The organism is Nocardia sp. NPDC006982, assembly GCF_042869435.1.
Taxonomy (GTDB): Bacteria; Actinomycetota; Actinomycetes; order Mycobacteriales; family Mycobacteriaceae; genus Nocardia.
Map to the genome: position 1 here is coordinate 627097 of NZ_JBIAFV010000001.1, position 19748 is coordinate 646844.

Genomic DNA, 19748 nt, shown 5'->3' on the forward strand with positions numbered 1-19748 from the left:
AAGTTTCCGCTGCCGTCGAGTTCGCCCGAAGCGGCCGTCCGGCTCGCACGGTTGTAGAAGAACAACCGCCCATCCACGGGCACAATATGAGTCCAGTCGCCGAATCCCGACATATCGGCGAGATTGACGAAGTTTCCGCTGCCGTCGAGTTCGCCCGAAGCGGCCGTCCGGCTCGCACGGTTGTAGAAGAACAACCGCCCATCCACGGGCACAATATGAGTCCAGTGACCGAATCCCGACATATCGGCGAGATTGATGAATTTTCCGCTGCCGTCGAGTTCGCCCGAAGCAGCCGTCCGGCTCGAGTCGTTGTAGAAGAACATGGTTGCCACCACCTGTCGTTGGAGCTGTTTTGGGAGGTCACACCATGGTCGAAGGCGGCAGTTGGTGCGCCTAGGGTAATGCGCTACCCGAAACTCGAACGGCCCCGGATGAAGGTGCGGCGTCCACGGCATTTCGGCTCGCGGAACCGCGCTGTTCGATATCTGGTTTTCGACAAGTGCGAAAGCTCGGCCACGCATCGACCGCCAGCTTCCGAAGCGTGACCGGAGGTTTGTCGAAAATCCCCGAAAGCTTTGTGACCGTAGCGCGGTTTTCCCCCCGCGCGAGCCCGAAGGCTGCACCATGGATACGTGCGGTGCGGCGAGTGCCGCATTCTCTTCCCGTTGTGTTCAGGACTCATACCCGCCACACAGGAGGAACCGAGATCCATGACGACTACCCGGAATTATCGGTGTACCACCCATGTCGCGACCGTCTTCGCAACGATGGCGACAGCGCTGGTCGTAACGGCTGCCCCCGCTCTCGCCGCCGCGACCATCGACATCTCCCGCGCCGGACCGACCATAGTTCAAGTCACCTACAGCTGCGATAACTCCGACGGAGTGACCAGCATTCAGGCGATGATGGGCGAACCCACCGCCGACGGCCCCGCCGCCCAGGGCATTCAGAACGCCGTCACCTGTGACAATACCCAGCACGACGCGAGCATTCCGATGACAGAAACCCCCGGCCAGCCACCGCTGCGATCGGGGCAAGTCCAGGTGCGAGTCGCACTCGTCAACAGCAGCGACACCGTCGTATCCGGGCAGGCGAAGCTATTCGCCATGCAATAAGGGAACCTCTCACGCCGGGCGTGGTGCGGGTGGCCGATCCTGGGTTTCTATGTTGGTCGGCTTGCTGGGCAAATGTCGTCCCAATCGAGCTTCGCTGTCCTCGACGCCGTCGCCGAGCACGGCGTCGCCAAGGTCGGCATCCCCGATATCAGCCGCCGCGCCGGCGTGCGCGACAGCTCCATCTACCGGCGCTGGGGAACCCGGGAGAACCTGGTCCTCGACGTGATGCTCACCGCGAGGGAGCGCACCCTGCCGCTGCCCGATACCGGCACACTGCACGGTGACCTGACCGCGTTCGAAGTTGCGGCGAATCTCGCGAGCCGACCTTGTGCGCGAGCGTGTTCCGCGTCGGCTCAGGTGTTGGGTCGACGCAATTCAAGGACGCTGCCGCTGATCCTCGCGATCCAGGGGTCAGTAGTAATGGCGTCTGCCCCCGACGGCCCGACCCGTCGACCCCAATAGGAACAACACGAGCCCGATGATGAGAACCACGATCCCGATGGTCCACAGGATCGGGATGCTGAATATGAACCCGACGATAAGAAGAATGATTCCGAGAATGATCATGGCCAGCTACCTCGTTTCGCTGCTGTATTCGAAGGGTCTCAGAAACCCTCCGGTGCTGGTATCGGTTACCCAGCCACGGCCACGGGAAGCAACAGCCACGATGATCAACCCGTGTGCTGCATATTCCAGTAGACGCCTCGAGATTCAGGATGTATACACCCCGCCTATCGAGCTCGATCGCGCTTTGCTCGCCAACGCACGACCGGCAACGGCGATAGGCCCATTCGCGGGAGTTGCGCGGATTTTGCGGCGAGCGTCGTCCGGCAATCCGAGTTGATCGAGGAAGATTACGCGTCAGGGCGTGGAATATCACCGCGCCACGCGCCGGTTTCCTGCTGCCGGCCTTCGATGAAGTGCTTGAAGCGCTGCATGTCGCCATTGACGCGGTGCTTCAGCACGCCGAGCTTATCGGCGGCGCTCTCCACGAATCCCTCCGGATCGATCTCCATTTGCGCGGTGATCCGCGTGTGGGTGTCGTCCAGACGATGAAAAGTGATCACGCCCGCGTGATCGGGACCACTGTCGGACTTCCACGCGACACGTTCGTCGGGATGCTGCTCGGTGATGGTCGCGTCGAATTCCCGGGTCGCGGGTCCAACGTGGATCCGCCAGTGGGTGTGTTTGTCGTCGAGCTGGTCTACCGCCTCCACGCCGACCATGAACTGCGGGAATGTCTCGAACTGTGTCCATTGGTTGTAGGCGGTGCGAACCGGTACTTCGACATCGACGGTCGCGGCCACGGTGCTCATCTCAGTTCCTTTCCGAGCTCGTCCCGATGCCGCCGCGTACGCGTCCGGCCGGGGTGGAATGTGCGCTCATGGACAATCAGTGGCGAAAGGCGTCCTTGACCTTCTCACCCGCATCCTTGAGGTTGGACTTGGCCTGATCGACCTTGCCCTCTTGCCTCTTTTCCTCGTCGTCGGTCGCCGCGCCGAACTTCTCCTTGGCCTTACCGGAGAGTTCCTCGGCCTTATTCCTTGCCTTGTCTGCAGTGCCCATGATTGCGGCCCCATCGTTCGAAGGTGCCCGGCCTACTGGCTCCAGCCGGTCTTCTGGCGATAACCCGCATTCCGACAGCCAAACAACGCTGCCGGACAGACTTGCCGCGGCACGCAGAGATAATGTCCCGTTCAGTCGGTGAGTTGGTATGTCGCGAAGATGCCTTTGTGGTCGCTGACCCACTGCGCCGGCGAGGCGACGAAGTTGTCCTGGCTTGTCTTTTGCAGTCGGGTACCGCGCACGATGGACCCGCGCGGGCCGATGATGCCGACGGCAGACAGACACAGTGCGGCGCCATGAGCGAAGATGTAGTCGACGCGGTCGCGTTCGTCGGCCTCAGGAGCCCAGGCGAGCTCGCAGACATCCACATCGATGTTGTCAGAGGGCCAGGTGAGTCCCGGATGGGTGGCCGGGTCTGGATACATCGATCGGTAGGCATCGATGAAACCAGCTTCTTGCAGGCGTCGAGTGGTCTCCCACGCCGACACCACCCCGTTGTGGTCGAACAACTTCGCTGTGGCGGGGGTCCAATCCAACAGGGACGGCTCGTTCAGATCGCCCCCCATGATGACCGAAGACCCGTCGGCGATTTCGGCTTTCGCGTCGGCGAGAAAGTTGCTGATGACCTCTGGGCGGCCCGAGGCCGCGTTGATGCGCTGAATCACGGCCAGGTCGGTCACCGGGCCGTCGGGCAGCTTGTTCCACTCGTGCTCGGCGAACTCGCCCGGCGCCGGGGCTCCGGGACCGTAGCCTCGGGGCAGGTTGGAGGCGTACCAGCGATACTCCAGATGCGCGGAGTAGACGGTGAGGCGCTTTCCGTCGATGTTCAACCGCGCCTTGACCATCCATTGCAGATCGGCGCTGTCCTGGACCGGAAACACCGTCAGAATTCCGGTGTCGTGCGAGGCAATGGCATTGAACTCGCGCCCCCGCCGCACCAGTTCGGCCGCGACGGCCGTGGTGGCTTCGGTTGCCTCCGAAAGCAGGACGATCGAGGCCTGTGTCGAGATGATGAGATCGGTGATCAGCTGAATACCAGTGGAAATCTTGCTACCGCTGTGCCACGTGTTCAATGCCAGCACCCGGATCTCGTGTGCCGCGGGTGCAGCAGCCGCGGAAATCTGCGAACCAGCCTCGAGCGCTCCGCCCGCCCCTGCCCTTGCCGACCCCAAGTCGCTTCGCCTCATCAACCCATCATGGCCTCCCACATCACGTCGGCGATCGGGCTCGAGTGGATTCCCGAGGTGCGTCCGCTTCGTTCGTACGCCCGCTCAGTCGATACGCATTCACAGCGAGTGGCTGCATCGCGAGAGTCGAGTAGTGAACTACCCGTGACCAGGCACGATGGCGGATGGAAACTGACGATGAGCATCGCGATCCGAGAACGTGTGGGAGCCGGGGCCATGGGTGGTGACATCGAGGTCTGGAAAGACAGAGTGCTGTCGGTCCTGGACACCGTGCCCGTGGGCAAGACGGTGAACCAGAAGAGATTGCTGACGATGATCGCCGCGCGGTTTGCCGCCAAGTTCGAGGCACGCGAACGCGATTCGATGGCCGGTGAGCCGATGTGGTGGGTCGCGGTATCCGACGCCCTGAGCAAGCTTGGTGACGACGGACTCGTCGTGACGGGATCACCGATCGAACTGACCGCGCTCGGCCGGAGCGAGGCGCCCGCCGCGATCGCGCGCGCGGCGGCCTATGTTCCGACGCGGGGGCGGATGACGGCAACCGGTGCGCCGGGCAGGTTGCCGATCGCGGGTGTTATCGCTCCTCCGTTGCGTGCGCATCTCGAGACTCGCAGATCGGGACACGCCCGAGCGGCGGAGGCGGGTACCGCGTTACCTGCCGGGGCCGACGATCCGATATCCATCATGGTCGAGCTCAACTCGAGCTACGGCCGCGGCCTCAATGCCGCGTTCAACCGGCTCAAAGAGCTGTGGAAGCTCGTCGCGGCCGGCGGTGCCCCCTACCGCCTCACCGACGAGTACGCAACAGGGCGGTTGGCCCCCGACCAGATCGAGGGGCTGGTGGCCGCGGATGCCGTGGCGTCTGACATGTCGGCGCGGGCAATGCAGCGCATCTGGCCGGACTTCGAGATCCACGGTCAGATCGACCAGTCCTTTGTGACGATCAAAGCCGAAGCCGCCCAACGATCGTTCAACGCGTACGGCGAGGGAATCGTCTGGGCCGTCGTGGATTCGGGCATAGATCGCAACCATCCTCATTTCCTCACCAACGAAACCCTCACCCATCCATCGGTGCGCGATCTGCATCGCACGTGCCCCGGAGACGGACCTCCCGTTCGTGACGGCGCCCTGCTCGACGAGGAGGGCCACGGCACCCATGTCGCCGGAATCATCGCCGGCGGACTGAATGGATGGGCGAAAAAGGTTGTCGTCACCGAGAATCGGTACAACACCGCCGACGGAGCCGAGCTGCGCAGGCGGACGGTCGTCGAGCCTGCGCGCCTGTCCGGGATCGCACCACGGGCGAGGCTGGTGAGCCTCAAGGTACTCGGTGCGAAGGGCAACGAGACAGCGCGGGTCGGGCGCGTGATCCAAGCTCTGTCATATGTGCGCAGGGTCAATGCGGCCGGCGACAACGCACCCCGGATCCACGGCGTAAACCTCAGCCTCGGTTACGGATTCGACCCGGCGTGGTACGCGTGCGGGAGCAGCCCGCTGTGCATCGCGGTCGACAACCTCGTCCGCAGTGGCGTCATCGTCGTCGTCGCGGCCGGTAACTCGGCCTACGTCAGCCTCTTCGTCGAAGACCAGAACGCACCGACCCGGTTCAGCACCGGAATGACGATCAACGATCCGGGAAACGCCAAACGTGCGGTCACCGTCGGTTCTACGCACCGGGATGCGCCACATACCTATGGGATCTCCTACTTCTCGTCGCGGGGACCGACGGGCGACGGGCGGATGAAGCCGGACCTGGTCGCTCCGGGCGAACGCATCACATCGGCTGCCGCGGGTGAGCTCGGCGCAGACGCCTTTCGATCGTTGGGCAGACACGAGGAAGGCGCGGCGGTGTATATCGAGCAGAGCGGTACCAGCATGGCCGCCCCGCATGTGTCAGGTGCCATCGCGGCGTTCCTGTCGGTCCGGCGCGAATTCATCAGTGACCCCGAATCGGTCAAGCGGATCTTCGTCGAGTCGGCGACGCCGCTGGGTCGCGACCGTTATCTCGAAGGCGGAGGACTCGTCGACCTGATGCGCGCTCTTCAATCCGTCTGAACCTGGCGACGAAGGAGTTAAAAGATGCCAGAATTTGTTGGCGATAAGCCACTTTGGATCGTTTCGTTCGATAAGGACGGCGATGTCGATCGAGACGGCGCCGACGCACTTGTCGCGGGCGTACGCCAGCGCGGCCTCACCGACCTGATCGTGTTCTCGCACGGCTGGAACAACGACCGCAGCAAGGCGGTCGACCTGTACCAGCGATGGTTCGGAAAACTGGACACGTTGCCGTCCGCCGCGACGCGCCGGATCGGCTACGCGGGCGTGATCTGGCCGTCGGAGCGCTGGTCCGATGAACCGATCGGGGACTTCGCGCCCGCCGTGGCGCCCACCGGGGCCGCGGCCGCACGCCGCCGGGACTCTGTTCCCGCTGGATCACCGACGCTCGACGCCGACACTTTGCAGATGTTGAAGGCGACCTTTCCGGACGGGGCGCAACAGCTCGATCGGATTGCCGAACTGCTGGGAACCGAAAAGCCGAACCCCGGCACCATTGACGAGCTGTTTCGACAAATGCGCGAGTTCAGCATCGCCACTTTCCCAGGAAGCACCGACAGCGAAGGCCCGAAGGACAACGCCGACACCGGATTCCCCGCGATGCTCAGTACGAACAACGATGCGTCAGAGGTGTTCCGGGACTTCGCGATGGAGCTGATGAGATCGGGCGTCGACCTCGATTCGGCGCAGGGTGGCGCCGCCGGAATCGGCGACATATTCGGGAAGGTGCTGCGGGGTGCCAAAGAGGCGCTACGGGCGCTGACCTACTGGCAGATGAAGAACCGCGCCGGTGTCGTCGGCGAGAACGGCCTGGGACCGCTTCTGGGACGGTTGCATCGGGAATTCCCGAGTTTGCGCATCAATCTGATCGGCCACAGCTTCGGCGCCCGGGTCGTGTCGTATGCCCTGGCCGGACTGCCCGACGGCCTGGTCCCGTCCCCGGTGAAATCTGTCACGCTGCTGCAGGGTGCGTTCTCGAGCTTCGCTTTCGCGGACCCGTTACCGTTCGACCGGAACCGGCGTGGCGGTCTGGCCGGACGATCCAACCGGGTAGACGGGCCCGTTTCCGTCTGCTTCTCGAGCCACGACGGAGCATTGAACAATTTCTATCCACTTGCATCGAAGGTCGCCGGAGACAACGCCGCAGGAGCGCACGGTGACAATCCGTGGACAGCGATGGGAGCCGTCGGCGCGTTCGAGGTAACCCAAGTCGAATTACGAGGCGTCGGCGACGATTATCCGTTCACCGCGGGCGAACTGATCAATATCGATGCGTCCGACACCGTAGTGAACGGCCAGCCGCCGTTCGGTGCGCACAGTGACATCGTGCACGAAAACCTCGCCTGGGTTGTCGTGAAAGCAAGCAAGCTCGACACGCCATAACACGAGTTCGACCGCGGCGAGCGCCGTGTCTGCGGAGAACACAGACTCCGTTCCGCGATCGTCCAAGTGGAGGTGCGCAAGACAAGAGGGAGATACCGGTGGGCAACCTGATGAGTTTCAAGGAGATCGGCGGGTTTCGGGTCAAACTATGGCGCGGCGAATCGATGTGCTTGATGGGATTCGACGTCGATGACCCCGAGCCCGACTTCGTCGGTTTCGCCGTCGAATACCGCGAACCGGGCGGACGGAAATTCCTGAACCTGCATAACCGATTGTCCTTCGATCCGCAGGACGCGGTCACAGGTTTTCGCACCCACCCGACTCTGGAAGCGCCGCTGCAGACCTACCGATGGGTGCACTTCCCATTCCAGCCCCGCGCCGGCACCTATACCTACCGCGTCACCAAAATGCACATGCCCAACGACGGCCAACTCGTCGCCGGCGAGCAGATCCAGCTGCCGATCGATTTGGGACCTGTGACCATCGACGGTTTCCTCGACGTCGGTTTCGCACGAAACTTCGCTTCGTCACAGGCCTTTGTGGAAAAGCGCGAGGAACTCGATCTGCCCGCCGACATCATTCCGGCCGAAGCCAGCCGCGGCCTCGAGTTCGCCGAACGCAAGGCAGCGATCGCGAGCAAGAAGGAAAACATTTATGAGTGGCTGGGTTTCGAAGCCGATCGGCTGCTGTTCGATTTCCTGGACTGGGCCGTCGCCGACCGCCACATCACTGTCGACGCGATGGCCTACGACCTCAACGAGCCCGACATCCTCACCCGGTTGGAGAAGCTGAAGAAGCGGCTGCGCGTGATCGTCGACGACTCCGGCGAGCACGGCGAACGCTCCAGCTCTGAAACCAAGGCGGCCACGCGCCTGCGGGCCAGCGCCGCCGACGTACACCGCGGCCACTTCGACGGTCTGCAGCACAACAAAGTCCTGATCGCCAAGCAAGACGGTGTGCCGGTACGGGTGCTGGGCGGGTCGACGAATCTTTCGTTCCGCGGCCTCTACATCCAGGCCAACAACATGTACGTGTTCACCGACGACGCGATCGCCGCGCTGTTCGCCGAGATGTTCGAGCGGGCCTTCACCGACATGGACGAGTTCGCGGCGTCCGAATTCGCCAAGGTCTGGCACTCGGTCAACCAGCGCGGGCGACCGAGTGTCGGGCTGTGCTTCTCCCCGCATCTCGACCCGGAATTGGCGCTGGCACCGGTGGGCGGTGCCATCGACCAAGCCGGCTCATCGGTGCTCTATTCGTTCGCGTTCATGAATCAGACCCGGTCCGGCTCCGTGCGCAAGGCCCTGGACCGGCTGATGCGCAAACCGCTGCTGAGCTACGGCGTGGTCAACGAATCCAGTGGCATGCAGATCAAAAAGCCCAGCGGCGAAACAGGTTTGGTCGACTTCGACTTCCTGTCCGAACATGCACCGCCACCGTTCAAGGCGGAATGGTCTGGCGGCAAGGGCATCAACATTCACCACAAGTTCGCCGTGATCGATTTCGACCGACCAACGGCCAAGGTGTACACCGGGTCGAGCAACTTCTCACCATCGGGCGAGCACAACAACGGCGATCACCTGATCGTCATCGAGGATCAACGCGTCGCGGTCGCCTACGCGATCGAAGCGATCCGGGTTTTCGACCACCTGAACTTCCGCAACCGGATGAGCGCGGCGGAGAAGGCGCGTAAGAGCCGCCTCAAGCGCCCACCGGACCCGATGCTGCTCGAAAAGCCAACCGCGATATCGAAGAAGCCCGAACCGTGGTTCGCCAAGTTCTACGTCACCGGCAGTCCCCGCGAACGCGACCGCAAGACATTCTCCCGCCGTGACCCCACCGACGATGACCGGCAGACACCCACATCGGACGCGGAGTCGGCAACCTCATTGCCGCACCACAAGGCCACACGCAGGCGGGCTAGACGCGGAGCAGAAGGTAAGCGGCCGTTACCGAGCCGATGACGGCGGCGCCGTAGCAGACCACGATGATCAACACGCTGAACCGCTTAAGCCGCAAGCCGTCGTACAGCATGTACCGGAAGCGGTGTGCCCAATGGAATAGAGCCAGCACACAGAGTCCGAAAAGGACCAGCCGGGTGAGAGGATGACGCAACACCGACAGCAGGTATGCGTAGTCCGGCTCGGGAAGCCAACCCAGCGGGAAGGCGAGGCCGAACAGAAACAGCAGCACAGGTATGAGCAGTGCCGCGGCCATTCCGCCGGCGCTGAACATCAGCCACCCCAACGGTTCCAGGGACTTCCTTTTCGTCATCTCAGCACCACCAACAGCACGATCACCGTGAGCAGAGCCCACGCCAGGTAGTGCAGCCCGAGGATCACGACCGGTGCGACGGGTCGGCTCCGCACACGCACCACCATCGCCTTGGGCGCGAGGTTGAACCAGGTGACGGTGTGCATGAGCACGAACAGCAGGGCGATCAGGTTCAGCGCGAGCACCCCCGGGCCTGCACTCCAGTTCAGGAACCGCTGGTACTGCTCGCTTCCCGAACTCACCGCGTTGACCAGAAGCAGGAGGTACACCACGAACCAGGCGACGAACAAACTGCTGAGTTCGCGCAGGACGAAGATCAGGTACGAGCGGCGTCGCACCCACCAGAACCTGGAGATCGGCTTTCGATACAACCGGGGTGTCGTGGTCATCGTGCCCGCCATGGCATGAGGAAGTCTCGCAGCGATTGCGTTGCCGCGGTGAGCTTGTAGCGTTGGATCGCCCCAGCCGGGTCGACCCCCTTCGGGCACGCGGTAGTGCACTCGCCGACAAGGGTGCAGGACCAAACTCCCTCGGCCGACGCGAGAACGTCGCGCCGATCTCCGGCTCCCTCATCGCGCGAGTCGAGGTTGTAGCGTTGGGCCAGTGCGATCGCCGCCGGACCGAGGAACACGGGATCGAGCGCGTAGACGGGACAGGCCGAGTAGCAGAGCATGCAGTTGATACACATGCTGTACTTCTTGTAGTCGTCCATTTCCAGCGGCGTTTGCAGGTACTCGCCGTCTTCGAGTCGCCCGGGTTCCGCCCTGATCAGCCATGGCTTCACCTCGGTCAGCTTGTGCATGAAGTCGCCGATCTCTACGACGAGATCCCGGATCACCGGGAAGTTGCGCAATGGCTCGACTCGCACCGGCCCCGGCGCGTAATCGGTCAGAAATGTGGCGCAGCTCAGTTGTGGCTCGCCGTTGACGGTCATGCCGCAACTACCGCAGATGCCCATCCGGCAGGACCAGCGGTAAGACACTGTTCCGTCGAGATAGTCCTTGATGTAATTGAGGCCGTCGAGCACGGTCCAATCTCTGCGCAGCGGAACCTCATACGACTGCAGTACCGGTTCGTCGTCTCGATCCGGTCGGTAGCGCGCAACCTGCAGGGTTATTTGGTCCTCCATCGCCATCACCTCCCGTATACGCGTTCGCCAGGAGGCCAGCGGGTGATCGTTACCGGGAGGTGCGAGACTCGGCCCGAACCGTCCGGCTCCCGATGGATCACCGAATGGGCCAGGAAACGCTGGTCGTTTCTGGCGGGGAAATCGGTTCGTTGGTGCGCACCCCGGGATTCCTCCCGCGCCAGCGCGCAGGCGATGATGCACTCCGCCACATCGAGCATGCACGACAACTCGAGCATCGCCACCAACTCGGTGTTGAACGCCCGGCTGTGGTCATCGAGGCAAGCACTGCCGAACCGATCGCGAAGCTCGCGCAACTTGTCGGCAGCCGCGGCGAGAGAGTCGCCGTCGCGGTAGATCCCAGCACTGGTCTCCATCGTCTCCTGCATCTCGGTGCGGATGCGCGCGATGTGTTCGGATCCCTCGGCGTGGCGCGTGAGCTCCCGTTCCAGCCGGTCCTGTTCGGCGCGACCTCGCGCCATGACCGCCGACGCCTGGGCGGCCGTGGCCGAGCTCGCGTACTCGGCGGCGGCACGACCGGCTCGCGCACCGAAGACCAGCAACTCGGGAAGGGAGTTCGAGCCGAGCCGGTTCGCGCCGTTGATACTGACGCAGGCAACCTCCCCAGCGGCGTACAGCCCCGCCAGTGGTGTCGCGCCATGGATGTCGGTATGGACGCCGCCCATCATGTAGTGGACGACGGGGCGCACCGGGATCAGCTCCCGGACCGGGTCGATGTTCTGGTATTTCGAGCACAGCTCGCGCACGAACGGCAGCTTCGTATCGATGAGATCCGCACCGAGGTGGCGTATGTCGAGGTGGACGACGGGTCCATACGGCGTGCCGATGGTCCGGCCCTTGTCGAGTTCGTGCACGAAGGCCTGTGACAGCCGGTCGCGTGGTCCCAGTTCCATACTTCGCAATACCGGCACCGGTGACGGCGTCCCGAGGTCGTAATCCTGCAAGTAGCGGTAGCCGTCTTTATTGAGCAGCCAGCCGCCCTCAGCGCGCGTTGCCTCGGTGATCAGGATGCCTGTGAACGGAAGGCCGGTCGGATGGTACTGGACGAACTCCATGTCCTTGAGCGGCGCGCCTGCCCGGTATGCCAGCGCCATACCGTCGCCGGTCTTGATATTGGCGTTGGTGGTGAACGGATACACCCGGCCGCAGCCACCGGTGCACACGATGACCGCGTTGGCGTGAATGGTTTCGATGCGTCCGGTGGCCAGTTCTATGGCCACGATGCCGCCCACCTTGTCGTCGTCGACGAGCAATGTTGTCGCGAACCACTCGTCGTACCTGACGATGTCCGGATAGGACAGTGTGGTCTGGAACAAGGTGTGCAGCAAGTGAAAACCGGTCTTGTCGGCTGCGAACCAGGTGCGGAGATTCTTCATGCCGCCGAACGCCCGGACCGCGATGTGTCCATCCGACCGGCGGCTCCAAGGGCAGCCCCAATGCTCCAGTTGGAGCAGCTCCCGCGGTGCCTCCTCGACGAAGGCCTCGACAGCGTCTTGGTCACAGAGCCAATCGCTGCCGGAGATCGTGTCGTACGCGTGCTCGTCGAGGGTGTCGTCGCGACCAGCGACTGCGGCGGCGCCCCCCTCGGCGGAGACGGTGTGGCTGCGCATCGGATAGACCTTGGAAACGATCGCGATGCTCAACTGCGGGTTGTGTTCCGCGATGGCGATGGCCGCGCGCAAACCCGCGCCGCCTCCGCCAACGATCACGACGTCGTGAAAAGCGGTCATGGTGCCACCCGGGGTGTGGTCGGTCAGGCCTCGAAGTCGGCGCTTTGCTCGTCCATCAGGATCTTGCCGTCATGGCGGACCGTTCTGATCCGAACGCTGCCGTCGTGGAATTCGTGCCGAATCCGGCGGCAGCCACAGTCGTAAGTCGTATCGTCGATGACCAAGCCCGCGTCGTCGTCTTCGCGGTGGCGAGCCCCGCCCCTCAGTTTCCCGCACGGGGCGCGTTCCTTGCTGAACTGCTCGGTGGCGCTGAGCATTTCCACCTCCCGGCAACCCGGTGGCACACCTGATTGATAGGTGTAGGCACATGAGTTTACGCGCATTGCGCCGAGGCCGCAGGAGGCATTTGGGTCTGCCGGACGTAGCTATCCGCTATGTCAGTCGAATCTCCTTGCGCGACAAGACTATCCATACTTCTCAATGCCCGTCAACGAGGTAGCACGCCATGAGCGTCAGATCTAGTTCGGTTCCAGACTGAGCCGATCGCAGGTTTGCTGAGAGTGGGCCGAATGCCGAGTACCGAGGAGCCGCGACGGCCCGGTCAGCCGCCGAGCCCGACCTCGATTACTCATCGAGGGGCTCGCCGCTGCCGCGGGTATCACCGAAGCACCATTGCGACTACCGGACGGTGCCGTCACTCGGTCGCGAAAGATCAACATGCCGCAGACATTCACGGTGTCGGCTGACAACCTATGGGCCGTATCGGGCGAACGACCTTGCAGCAGTGGAGCATTCGCAAGCGTCGTTCAACTCGGCGACCCCGCTGACCGCCAGGCTTGGCTGAGCGCCGCCATCCAACGCCTAGATGACGGGTGACGCACCGACCTCGCCGCATTACGGCGGAAGCGAGCTGGTGACGATGCCCCACCGTCGACGTTCGCCCCCTGGCCAGACCCGCAGAATCAGACCCGGCACAGGCGAGGAATCGGCGCCGCCGGTGCGGCGAACGCCCGACTACCGGTAGCAGTAGGAATCGGAAGAGGCGTCGCCGCCCTGGAGGCGCACCTGGTGCACCCGCAGACCTCGAAAGTCCTCGTCGTGGGGGAAGAACGACTCGTCGATGGTCATTCCGCCGTCGGGATCGGTGTGCATCACGGCCATCCAGGCACCGACCCCATCCGGGTAGAACTGGTCGTCCCACGCGCTGTAGAGCGAGTTGGTGAGGTAGACCCGCTGACCGTTACGGCTGATCTCGACCATCTGGGGGCCACCCGCAAGCGGCTGGTTCGGCGCGGCCGGATGGGGGATGCGGCCCACGATCCCGCCGAGCCGGACGGACCCGGTCTCTTTCGGGCTGGCCGGATCGTGCACGTCGAACTGCTTGAGCTCCCCGGTGCCCCAGCACGAGACGTAGAGGTATGCGTCATCGACCGACAGGTCGATGTCGCTGACCAGCGGCGGCACCGCGCCGAACGGTTTCAGCGCCGGCGGCAGCAGGTCGGGATCAGCCGGCTCGGCCGGGATGGTGATCACCTTGTCGACCGCCCACACACCACCGTCGTGGTGCCAACGCCACACGGAGGCCGACAAATCCTCGGTCGAGATCACCACGCCGACGAAACCCCAGGTGGCGTCCGGATCGTGCGAAGGGCGCAGCTCGAGTGGCATCTGGTTGTGTTCCCCGAGATCGACCCGCTGCTGGTGCCGACCGGCGGTGAGATCCCAGAAGTGGATCGCGTGGCCGTACTTGTTGGCCAGCAGCAGCTCCGGCTGCAGCCCGTCCTCGATCATGGACGGGGTGCCCCACTCACTGCTGATCAGGGTGTTCTGGTTGAGATGCCACCAGGCGTCGTACGCGAGGTATTGCGGCCCGCGGTCGGTCTCCCATTGCCGCAACACATCGAACGTGCCGTGATCTAGCAGCGCGATCCCGCCCGGCCCGTCCGATCCGTCTGCCCCGCCGAGGCAGGTCATGAAAACACCGTCCGGCCCGCAGTGCAGCGTGTGCGGGCGGGAGTAGCCGGCCTTGGCCGCGAGCTCGGAGCTGTCCACGATCTTGGAAAGGGCGGGCCGACATGGGTCGGGCTGGGTGTCGAACACGTACAGGTGCGACGAGCGCAGACCCGGCACGATCAGGTAGCGCCGAGCCAGCCCCTCCATGCGGTGGCCCTCGTGCTTCAGCGCGCTGCTGCAGGCGTTCCAGCCGAAATGGTGCAGCTCGTTGCCCAGGTGGGGCACCTCGGTCCAGCCCACCACCCTGCCGTAGGTGGCCGAGCCCGGATCCACATCGACTACCGACAGCGCATCCGGCTTCTGTGCCGCCCGGTCGAACGCAACGACGTATGCGAGCCGCTCCGGCGGCGCGGCAGCCGCGTCCGCTGCGCTCCGATAGAAGGTCGGGTCCATGTCCGAGTGATCCATTTCCAGCCTCCTTCGTGTCGATGGGCGCAGACTCACGCACCTCGCCCTTCCGGCGGCTGCGAGGTCGGCCCCACCCGCCGGTCGCGTGCCGTAATGGCGCGGGGGCAGACAGTAACCAGTCTCGGCCTTTCGACAGAGATCCACCAGCTACCTCCGGGCAGACCGTGCGGTAGGCCGCAGTCGCAATCCGGGAAAGCCGGGCGGACGAGTTCGTGACGGAAGTCGAACAGCAAAAGAAAGCATGACCGAATCCGGCCCCGCTGATCTCGAGACGCGGCATCGCGCAATGTGGGCATTGGGCGACTACCCAGCCGTCGCCACCGAAGTCATCCCTGGGCTGGGTCGGCGTCTCGTCGAGGTCTGCGGTATCGGCCCGGGTCGGCGTGTGCTGGACATTGCGGCCGGATCCGGGAATGCAGCGATCCCGGCCGCGGAGACCGGTGCGCACGTCGTTGCCAGCGACCTCACGCCGGAGTTGTTCGACGCGGGCCGACGTATCGCTGCCGCCCGGGGCGTCGACCTGCAGTGGCAGGAAGCCGACGCCGAGGCATTGCCCTACGCCGATGCCGAGTTCGACGCCGTGATTTCGTGCGTGGGCGTCATGTTCGCGCCGTTCCACCAGGCGGCCGCGGACGAATTGGTACGCGTCACCAAGCCGGGCGGCACGATCGGGCTGATCAACTGGACACCCATTGCCGCAGAATCCGACCGGATCGCGCGGTTGGACCGGAAACTCGCGGGTCTCGTGTCCCTACACGACCTGGGCAACGGGCGGATGGAGTGGGAGTACCTCTTGGTCACCGCCCGCCGATCGGCCTGACCTGGCCATATGGCGTTGCCCGGAAGCCACGGCGGTCGATGTGAGGGCCGTAGAGCGGCGGCTCCCTATGAGCAGGTCGAACTCCAGTGCGGTGATCACCACATTCGGTTCGGTGCCGGCGCGCCCGCGGCGATAGCGGGCGGCGATGCGTGGCTCAGCAATCGCGGCAGCGGGCCGCTGAGATCGGAGATCCTCAGCAACATCCCCGCATGTGCGACGAAAGGGTGGCGTACCTGCGATTTACTGGAATATCTCGCACTCTCGCCCTATGCATCGTTAACCGACTGTGCGTAAACTGTGACCGAGCTGAAATCAAAAATGTTGCCGTCACCCTTGCCTAGGGCGCGAAGCCCAGGGCAGACGGATTCAACCGACGGCGAGCCGAGCACGTGATCTAGAAGGCAGATTCAGAGAACAAGATCACTACAGTCACCAAAGGAGTTGGCCATGCACAAGAAGGTCGAAGAAGCACTACATCAGGATTTCGATCGCTGGACCGAACTGGTCGACCGCGCAGCGCACGCGGAGAACGAAGTCGAGCGGGAGAAACCCGCCTTGGCTGCGACGGAGCTGCAAATGAAGTGGTCCCGTACCGCCGCCGAGGACTGGCGAACACTGCACGACCACTGGTGCGAAGGAATCGACCGGATGCGAGCAAGTGTGTGAAGTTCAAATCGCGGGATGTTGTCGCGGCACCTGTCCGCAGCGGTTCCGAGGATGCTTCGGCTAGTTCGTAGTCGTGCAAAGTGATCGGACGGGCTCTCGGTCACTGTATGCCTGTACATTTCGCTCATCGCTGTGCGGCCGATTCTGTACGGTGCACGCGACGTAGTGTGCCGGATCGGGTTACTCCTCCCGCCTCGAGGACTAGTTCGCATGGTTTGTGGACACTGCCCGCGTGCCGGATACGGTGTTGGCCAGTGCGATGGCGACGCGGCGTTCGGACTCATCGGCGAACCGGCCTGTGAGGGTGACGCGGCCTTCAACGACGGTGGCCCGCCAGCGTCGATTGCCTGTGTAGTCGTCCAGGCGCTTCTGGACTTCTACCGCTGTCCTTTCGTCCGGCTCGAGCATCAGTCGCAGTAGGTCACTGCGGCTGAGGATGCCGACCACCAGTCCGTCGTCGTCAACGATGGGCACGCTGCGCAGTCCATGTCGCGGCAAGATCTGACCGACCTCGGCCAAGGTCTTGGTCTCGGACACCGCGACGGCCGGCGCTGTCGTCACGCTGCGCACCGTCTGTGTGCGGGCTTCGTCAGCGCGTAACACGTCGCCGCTTGGTCAACATTCCCACCAGCCTGTCCTGGTCATCGACCACCGGTATCGCGGCAAATCCGTAGTCTGCCAGGGGTATTGCTGCTGCTCGAACGCTATCGCTGTGCCGCACGGTCACCACCGGTCGTTGCATCACGTCTCCGGCTGTCCTGGTCATCCTCCCTCGGTTCCGGTTCGGCAGTCTGCGCATATCCTGCACAGGCCGGCTCGGCGAGGTCTGCATCTGTTTCTCGAACGTGCCGGCCGGCTACCAGCGCGACGGGACCGGTGGCTCGTTGCGCGAACATTGCCTCGATTCGTGCTTTTATCTCAGCGGTGCTCATCGCTCTACTCGATGCGCCCTCCCGGGACCAAGTTGTTGTCATCGACGTCTCCTTTTATGCGCTTCGTGCGCGATCTGCGCAGCAGGCATGCACCTGCCGAATCGCCCTGATGGCCAGGGCTGGAAACTCTCGACCTTCTCGAAGGTTTCCGTCTATTTTGTCCGCCATTGTCGCTTCATTCGAATTGGCAACGACAACTGATTGCGGCCATTAGCGATCGTGTTTTAGTCGGCGCTCCTCGCGCCGGCACAGGCTGCGGTTATCCGGCTGACACCCTCAATGATGGTGTGAATTGCATCTGCTCCACAGTCCGTCGGTAAGGCACCGTCCGCGAACGGTTGTCGGGCGGATCCAGCCGTCGCAGCTCCTCGTCGTCGAACCGCACCTCGAGTGCGCCGGAGTTGCCCGGCGACCCCGGAGGCACGCGGTGTGCGCGCACGACGACGGTCGTTCGGCGCGTTCGCCGACCTGATTGTCGCGGGGATGGTCGGCCGACAAGACCGAATGGGCGCTGCAGCCCTACTTGCGGTGCCGTCCGGGGCGAGAAGGTAGTGACAAAGCGAGGGGTGGTAGCCGGGTTGTATCGGCCAGCGGGTCAACACGTAGCGTCGCGATGAAATGGTCCACGGAGGCGAAGCCTGCGGCGTGGATATGCGAGAGCAGTTCGACTGCGGGGATAGCTACGTCGGTTCGCTTCATACTGGCTCCCTTGCCAGGCTGATGGTGTTGGCACAGCGACAGGGACTCGATCTCCAGCGAGAGCCCTGTCCGGTGTACAGCGAACGGCAATACGTGGGTGCGCCTGCCGCCTATGGCCTTCCGATTCACCGGAGCAAGCAGAATCGTAGCGAAGGCACGGCTATCACGGAGCGGTTTACAGACTGGCTTCATGTCGGCGAATCGGCCGCTGCGGGTCTGGTCCTGTTGTAGTGGTCCGGTCCCCTTCCCTTCGCGGTACTCGAGAACCGGTTCACCCGCCCTGCTGCATCAACTGAGTTGGTACATCCCTTTATGGGCCGGTGCGGATTGTCCAGCCCAATGCCGAGGCTGGGCGCTCCATAGTCAGGCGCGGCCTGTAAAATTCGTGCCCGATCGCACCAGGGGTCTCACCAGGGCTGCGGCCCGGCACCGACGATGCCGGGCCGGCACCGTGGTCGGCGGTCGACGGCGCTGCGGTCAGCGCTACCATGGACAGGCTGATCTTCACATCGCCGAAGCCGAAATCGTCTGGTGTATCGGTGATTTCACCGATTTGTCGCTCCCGGTTAGACATCGGGGTTTTGCGGATCTTGCGCGGCGAGCTGCTGCCACACCACGTCCGCGGCGTGGAACACCTGGCAGTCGGAGTGCACATGCAGGGTCGGCTCCAGATTGCTCCCGAGGCCTTCGAAAGCGCAGGCCTTGTACTCGACTTCCGTGAATTCCCCTGGTACGAAATAGATCCCGGTGTGGGTGTCGGTGTCGACCGCGATCAGATAACGCAGGTACGCGCCGGTGACCGGCTCGAGGTTCTGCCCCGCCGCGATCCGCGACGCCAGCACCCGTCGGCAGGTGGCGTGCCGCTCGGTGAGCACGTATTCCTGCGCGCCGGTCAGATCGAAGTGGTAAGTGCGCCTACCGGGGCCCTCGACACGGTCGTGATGGTCGGTCAGGACCCATCCGTTGCACGACCCCAGTTCCGTCGCGGTCCAGCGCGCGTCGCGACTGCGGTAGATCGCCGCGGCGAGCCACAACACGAGTGCGCAGTGGCGCGGGAAGTCCCCCTCGGCCAGTACGCGTCGGCGCGCGCGTGCCAGCGCGCCGAACAACAGTGCCTCACCGGCGAATCCGGCCGTGGCATCGGGGTCAACGGCGAGAACATGGGCCTGGTCGCGGGCCAGGATCCACTGCTCGGCGTCGGACGGTTCGGTGACGGCGCATGCCTCGGCGGTGACGAGTGCGGCGACCGTGTCACACAACGGCGCGGCGGGCGCGCTGGAAAGGATCTCGTCGATGTCGGCGGGCACCTGCCGTATCCCCCACACCAGTGCGGCACGGAAGATCTGGTGCTGGGCGAGGGTGTCTGCGCCGGTGAGCTCACCGGCGAGGCTCCACAAGAGCGCGGTGGCCTCGGCCGGAGAGTGTTCGGCGGGCGGGTCGTAGAAGGCAGCGACAGCCTGCTCACGCAGCTGCCCGACCAGGTCTCGGCGGGCGGCGAAAGCGGCGGTGACGGATTCGGTCATGACGAGATGGCAGCTTCTTCCTAGTAGCATCGGAATCTGTTGTGTGGCTAGGGGTTTCGTGTTCGACTGGGTCAGCCGGATCTGATTACAGCGTGATGTGCCGAAGCGGCCGGGTTCACATCAATCCAGGCGGCAACCGTGATGGGCTCGCAGAATGCCCAGCAGCCGAGTTTCGCGCCACAGCCCGGCCACCGATAAGCACCGCCCACTGCTCCGCACCCCCTGTCGCAACTGCTTCTCCCCCAGCGCATTCCGTATCGAACTTACCCTGGAAACATCCAGGCGTGGCT

Annotated in this window: 19 protein-coding genes and 2 pseudogenes; 7 read left to right on the top strand and 14 right to left on the bottom strand. The window is 63.9% G+C overall.

What is annotated here, in order from left to right:
• On the bottom strand, positions 1-332 hold a 332-nt coding region (locus ACFYOW_RS02815; RefSeq protein WP_387283894.1), incomplete at its 3' end, for a hypothetical protein.
• Positions 333-710: 378 nt separating this feature from the next.
• Here ACFYOW_RS02815 and ACFYOW_RS02820 point away from each other — a divergent pair.
• The gene (locus ACFYOW_RS02820) at positions 711-1115 is read left to right on the top strand and encodes a hypothetical protein (RefSeq protein ID WP_387283896.1); all 405 of its coding nucleotides are present in this window, start codon (positions 711-713) and stop codon (positions 1113-1115) included.
• Positions 1116-1187: 72 nt separating this feature from the next.
• The gene (locus ACFYOW_RS02825; protein WP_387283898.1) at positions 1188-1577 is read left to right on the top strand and encodes a TetR/AcrR family transcriptional regulator; all 390 of its coding nucleotides are present in this window, start codon (positions 1188-1190) and stop codon (positions 1575-1577) included.
• Here the strand turns inward: ACFYOW_RS02825 and ACFYOW_RS02830 are convergent.
• The 4 genes from ACFYOW_RS02830 to ACFYOW_RS02845 form a co-directional block, all read right to left on the bottom strand.
• Positions 1527-1682 carry a DUF6131 family protein gene (locus ACFYOW_RS02830; RefSeq protein ID WP_387283899.1) on the bottom strand — a complete coding sequence of 52 codons (156 nt, stop codon included), beginning with the start codon at positions 1680-1682 and terminating at the stop codon, positions 1527-1529. The genes ACFYOW_RS02825 and ACFYOW_RS02830 overlap by 51 nt on opposite strands.
• Before the next feature lie 287 nt (positions 1683-1969).
• Complete coding sequence (locus ACFYOW_RS02835) at positions 1970-2431, bottom strand: SRPBCC family protein (protein WP_387283901.1); 462 nt, start codon at positions 2429-2431, stop codon at positions 1970-1972.
• A gap of 76 nt (positions 2432-2507) precedes the next feature.
• Positions 2508-2681, bottom strand: coding sequence for a CsbD family protein (locus ACFYOW_RS02840; protein WP_387283903.1), 174 nt, complete (start codon positions 2679-2681; stop codon positions 2508-2510).
• Positions 2682-2812: 131 nt separating this feature from the next.
• Positions 2813-3868, bottom strand: coding sequence for an endonuclease/exonuclease/phosphatase family protein (locus ACFYOW_RS02845; RefSeq protein ID WP_387283905.1), 1056 nt, complete (start codon positions 3866-3868; stop codon positions 2813-2815).
• 177 nt (positions 3869-4045) lie between these two features.
• Here ACFYOW_RS02845 and ACFYOW_RS02850 point away from each other — a divergent pair, with 177 nt between their 5' ends.
• From ACFYOW_RS02850 to ACFYOW_RS02860, 3 genes are all read left to right on the top strand, one after another.
• Positions 4046-5923, top strand: coding sequence for a S8 family peptidase (locus ACFYOW_RS02850; protein WP_387283907.1), 1878 nt, complete (start codon positions 4046-4048; stop codon positions 5921-5923).
• Between the two features lie 24 nt (positions 5924-5947).
• Positions 5948-7306 (top strand): serine-threonine protein kinase, encoded by a 1359-nt coding sequence (locus tag ACFYOW_RS02855; RefSeq protein WP_387283909.1) that lies wholly within the window; start codon positions 5948-5950, stop codon positions 7304-7306.
• A gap of 98 nt (positions 7307-7404) precedes the next feature.
• Positions 7405-9270 carry a phospholipase D-like domain-containing protein gene (locus ACFYOW_RS02860; RefSeq protein WP_387283911.1) on the top strand — a complete coding sequence of 622 codons (1866 nt, stop codon included), beginning with the start codon at positions 7405-7407 and terminating at the stop codon, positions 9268-9270.
• Here ACFYOW_RS02860 and frdD read toward each other — a convergent pair.
• From frdD to ACFYOW_RS02890, 6 genes are all read right to left on the bottom strand, one after another.
• Complete coding sequence (gene frdD / locus ACFYOW_RS02865; protein ID WP_387283913.1) at positions 9227-9580, bottom strand: fumarate reductase subunit FrdD; 354 nt, start codon at positions 9578-9580, stop codon at positions 9227-9229. The genes ACFYOW_RS02860 and frdD overlap by 44 nt on opposite strands.
• Positions 9577-9969 carry a fumarate reductase subunit C gene (locus tag ACFYOW_RS02870; protein WP_387283915.1) on the bottom strand — a complete coding sequence of 131 codons (393 nt, stop codon included), beginning with the start codon at positions 9967-9969 and terminating at the stop codon, positions 9577-9579. Before ACFYOW_RS02870 ends, frdD begins: the two co-directional genes overlap by 4 nt.
• Positions 9966-10709 (bottom strand): succinate dehydrogenase iron-sulfur subunit, encoded by a 744-nt coding sequence (sdhB, locus tag ACFYOW_RS02875; protein ID WP_387283917.1) that lies wholly within the window; start codon positions 10707-10709, stop codon positions 9966-9968. Before sdhB ends, ACFYOW_RS02870 begins: the two co-directional genes overlap by 4 nt.
• Positions 10710-10714: 5 nt before the next feature.
• A complete protein-coding gene (gene frdA / locus ACFYOW_RS02880) occupies positions 10715-12457 on the bottom strand; it encodes a fumarate reductase (quinol) flavoprotein subunit (RefSeq protein ID WP_387283919.1) in 1743 nt (580 codons plus the stop codon).
• Between the two features lie 23 nt (positions 12458-12480).
• Complete coding sequence (locus tag ACFYOW_RS02885; RefSeq protein WP_387283921.1) at positions 12481-12714, bottom strand: hypothetical protein; 234 nt, start codon at positions 12712-12714, stop codon at positions 12481-12483.
• A 697-nt stretch (positions 12715-13411) separates the two neighbouring features.
• Entirely contained in the window at positions 13412-14818 is a 1407-nt protein-coding gene (locus ACFYOW_RS02890) for a selenium-binding protein SBP56-related protein (RefSeq protein ID WP_387283923.1), read from the bottom strand.
• A 241-nt stretch (positions 14819-15059) separates the two neighbouring features.
• On the opposite strand from ACFYOW_RS02890, the pseudogene ACFYOW_RS02895 reads away from it, so the two are divergent.
• Positions 15060-15509, top strand: a pseudogene (locus ACFYOW_RS02895) (class I SAM-dependent methyltransferase); the annotation flags it as partial.
• A 576-nt stretch (positions 15510-16085) separates the two neighbouring features.
• Positions 16086-16304 carry a hypothetical protein gene (locus ACFYOW_RS02900; protein WP_387283925.1) on the top strand — a complete coding sequence of 73 codons (219 nt, stop codon included), beginning with the start codon at positions 16086-16088 and terminating at the stop codon, positions 16302-16304.
• 201 nt (positions 16305-16505) lie between these two features.
• Here the strand turns inward: ACFYOW_RS02900 and ACFYOW_RS02905 are convergent.
• The 3 genes and pseudogenes from ACFYOW_RS02905 to ACFYOW_RS02915 all read right to left on the bottom strand — a co-directional run bounded on the left by ACFYOW_RS02905 (position 16506) and on the right by ACFYOW_RS02915 (position 19458).
• A pseudogene (locus ACFYOW_RS02905) lies at positions 16506-17070 on the bottom strand (CBS domain-containing protein).
• Positions 17071-17755: 685 nt separating this feature from the next.
• A complete protein-coding gene (locus tag ACFYOW_RS02910) occupies positions 17756-17935 on the bottom strand; it encodes a hypothetical protein (protein ID WP_387283927.1) in 180 nt (59 codons plus the stop codon).
• Between the two features lie 566 nt (positions 17936-18501).
• Positions 18502-19458, bottom strand: a complete 957-nt coding sequence (locus tag ACFYOW_RS02915; protein WP_387283929.1) for a hypothetical protein — start codon at positions 19456-19458, stop codon at positions 18502-18504.
• Positions 19459-19748 lie beyond the last annotated feature (290 nt).